The 3,862-nt window shown below is 66.5% G+C and carries 1 protein-coding gene; it reads left to right on the top strand.

Annotated features, from left to right (window positions below):
• The coding region (locus A5759_RS02370) for a non-ribosomal peptide synthetase (protein ID WP_156616777.1) at positions 1–3,862 on the top strand (3,862 nt) is incomplete at both ends.

Genomic DNA, 3,862 nt, shown 5'->3' with positions numbered 1-3,862 from the left:
CTGGCCCGCATCTACGCCCAAGTCCTGGGCCTGGACCGCGTCGGCGTCGACGACTCCTTCTTCGAACTCGGCGGCGATTCATTGTCGGCCATGCGGGTCATCGCGGCGATCAACACCACGCTCGACTCCGACATCGCGGTGCGGACGGTATTCGAATCACCCACTGTCGCGCAGTTGGCGCCTCGGATCAGCGGAGACGGTGGTGGACTACAGCCGCTGGTGGCGACGGACCGGCCCCCGGTGGTTCCCTTGTCGTTCGCACAGAGCCGGTTGTGGTTTTTGGAGCAACTGCAGGGCCCGTCGCCGGTTTACAACCTTGCGGTAGCGCTGCAGCTGACCGGGCATCTCGACACCGAGGCACTGCGCGCGGCGCTGACCGATGTGGTGGGTCGACATGAGAGCCTGCGCACTGTTTTCCCTCTCGTCGACGAAGCGCCCCAGCAGCATGTGTTGCCGACTGGAGGACTCGACTTCGGCTGGCAAGTCGTTGATGCCACTGGCTGGTCGACCGGGCGGCTCGCGGACGCGGTCGGGTTCGTTGCCCGCCACACATTCGAGCTGGCAACCGAAATCCCGCTGCGGGCACAGCTTTTCCGTGTCGCCGCCGATGAACACGTGCTCGTGGCCGTGGTGCACCACATCGCTGCCGACGGAGTCTCGATCAGCCCGTTGGTCCGGGATCTGGGCGTGGCGTATGCGAGTCGGTCCGCGGGGCGGGCGCCGGACTGGACACCGTTGGCCGTGCAGTACGTGGACTACACGCTGTGGCAGCGCGCGCAGTTCGGTGATCTCGAGGACACCGGCAGCCGCATCGCCGCCCAAGTGGAATTCTGGGAGCAGGAGTTGGCCGGCCTGCCCGAGCGGTTGGAACTGCCGACCGATCGGCCCTACCCTCCACAGGCCGACCAACGCGGCGCCACGATCCTGGTCGACTGGCCGGCGGAACTGCAGCAGCGTCTGCGCGCCGTGGCCGATGAGCACAACGCGACGAGTTTCATGGTGGTGCAGGCCGCGTTGGCGCTGTTGTTGTCGACGCTGAGTGACACCAGAGATGTTGCCGTCGGATTCCCTATCGCCGGCAGGCGCGACTCGGCGCTGGATGACCTGGTGGGGTTCTTCGTCAACACGTTGGTCCTGCGGGTGAACACCGATGGCAACCCCACCGTCGCTGAACTGCTGGCTCAGGTGCGGCGGCGCAGCCTCGCCGCCTACGAGCATCAAGATGTTCCCTTCGAGGTATTGGTGGAGCGCCTCAACCCGGTCCGGTCGTTGACCCACAACCCTCTGGTCCAGGTGATGTTGGCCTGGCAGAACTGGCAGGACAGCGATCCGGCCGCAGGGCTGTCGCTCGGTGATCTCCAGGTCGCGCCGCTGCCGGTCGATACCCATACGGCGCGAATGGATTTGGCGCTCTCGCTCGGCGAACGCTGGACCGAAACCGGCGAATCGGCCGGGATCGGTGGAAGCGTGCAGTTCCGCACCGACGTGTTCGACGCCGAGACGATCGAGGCGTTGGTCGAGCGATTGCGGCGGGTGTTGGTGGCGATGACCGCCGATCCGGCACGGCGGTTGTCCTCGTTCGATGTTCTCGACGACGGTGAGCATGCTCGGCTGGACGAATGGAGCAACCGGGCTGTGTTGACGCGGCCCACACCGCCGACAGTGTCGATCACGGCTATGTTCGCCAACCAGGTTGTGTCCGCGCCGGAGCGCGAGGCGATGTCCTTCGAGGGCGGCGCGATGTCCTACCGCGAACTGGACGAGGCAGCCAACCGGTTGGCGCACCTGTTGGTCGATCATGGGGCTGGTCCCGGTGGATGTGTGGCGCTCCTTCTGGAGCGCTCACCGCAGGCTGTGGTGGCGATACTCGCGGTGCTCAAGACGGGAGCGGCGTACCTGCCGATCGACCCCGGCCACCCCGATGCGCGGATCGAGTTCATGCTCGACGATGCTGCGCCGGTCGCGGCGATCACCACCGCCGCGCTGGCCGAGCGGCTAAGCGGACGGGATCTGCCGGTGATCGACATTGCCGACCCGCGTATCGACGACTACTCGAGTGCGGGTTCGCCGGAGCCGGCCACGATCGATCTCGCCTACATGATCTACACCTCGGGCACCACCGGAAAGCCCAAGGGAGTGGCGATCACTCACCACAACGTCACTCAGCTGATGCAGACCCTGGACGCGGGCCTGCCGCCTGCTGGTGTCTGGTCGCAGTGCCACTCCCTGGCGTTCGACGTATCGGTGTGGGAGATCTTCGGTCCGCTTCTGCGCGGAGGGCGACTGGTGGTGGTTCCCGACCCGGTGGTCCGCTCACCCGAGGATCTCCAAGCTCTGCTTGTCGCCCAAGGCGTCAGCGTGCTCACCCAAACGCCGTCCGCCGTGGCGGCACTGTCGACCAAGGGTCTGGAATCGACGGCGTTGGTGATGGCCGGTGAAGCCTGCGCGGCCGAGGTGGTGGATCGGTGGGCACCGGGACGCGTGATGATCAACGCCTACGGTCCGACCGAGACCACGATGTGTGTCGCGATCAGCGAGCCGTTGACGGCGGGATCCGGTGTGCCGCCTATCGGTTCACCGGTGCGGGGATCGGCGTTGTTCGTCCTCGACGGTTGGTTGCGGCCGGTACCTGCAGGGGTGGTCGGCGAGTTGTACGTCGCAGGTCACGGTGTGGCGTCCGGATACGTCGGGCGGTCGGGCTTGACGGCGTCGCGGTTCGTGGCGTGCCCGTTCGGTGGATCAGGGCAGCGGATGTATCGCACCGGGGATCTGGTGCGCTGGGGCGCCGATGGGCAGTTGCAGTATCTGGGCCGTGCAGATGAGCAAGTCAAGATTCGCGGATACCGCATCGAACTGGGCGAGGTCCAGGCAGCTCTTGCCGCACTCGAGGGCGTCGAACAGGCTGCCGTGGTCGCCCGCGAGGACACCCCCGGTGACAAGCGGTTGGTGGGCTACGTCACCGGCACCGCGGAGCCGGCCAGGTTGCGCGCCGCGCTCGCGGATCGACTGGCCGACTATATGGTTCCTGCAGCAGTCGTGGTGCTGGACACGCTGCCGCTGACCCCGAACGGCAAACTCGACACCCGCGCTCTACCGGCTCCCGAATACACCGCCGGCAGGTATCGCGCTCCGTCGAATGCGGTAGAGGAGCTGCTGGCCGGCATCTTCGCTCAGGTGCTCGGGCTGGAGCGGGTCGGGGTGGACGACTCGTTCTTCGACCTTGGCGGCGACAGCATCTCGTCGATGCGACTCATCGGCGCGGTCAACGCCGCACTGGACACCGGACTTTCGGTGCGGACCGTGTTCGAGGCTCCGACTGTCGCGCAGTTGGCGTCGCGGGTCGGCGCAGACCGGGGCGGGCTGGCGCCGTTGGCGCCGGTTGAGCGGCCGGCGGTGATTCCGCTGTCGTTCGCGCAGAACCGATTGTGGTTCATCGACCAGTTGCAGGGCCCCTCGCCGGTTTACAACATCGCGATGGCGCTGCGGCTCGGTGGACGCCTCGATGTCGACGCCCTGGGTGCGGCGCTGAGCGATGTCGTGGCCCGGCACGAGAGCCTCCGCACCGTCTTCCCGGCCGTCGAGGGGACGCCCCGGCAGGTGATTGTGGGAGTTGAGCAGTTCGACTTCGGCTGGCGGGTCATCGATGCCGGCGATTGGTCGGCAAGCCGACTGACCGACGCTATCGAAGAAACCGCGACCCACGTTTTCGGCTTGGAATCCGAGATCCCTTTGCGGGCAGAACTTTTACGCGTCACCGAGGACGAACATGTGCTGGTGGCGGTGGTGCACCATATTGCCGCTGACGGTTTGTCGATTGCCCCGTTGGTGCGGGATTTGGGCGTGGCGTATGCGAGCCGGTCCG

Origin of the sequence: Mycobacterium sp. 852014-52144_SCH5372336 (assembly GCF_001665615.1) — a bacterium.
In the GTDB taxonomy this organism is placed as follows: domain Bacteria; phylum Actinomycetota; class Actinomycetes; order Mycobacteriales; family Mycobacteriaceae; genus Mycobacterium; species Mycobacterium neumannii_A.
This window is presented reverse-complemented; position numbering and strand designations above follow the sequence as displayed.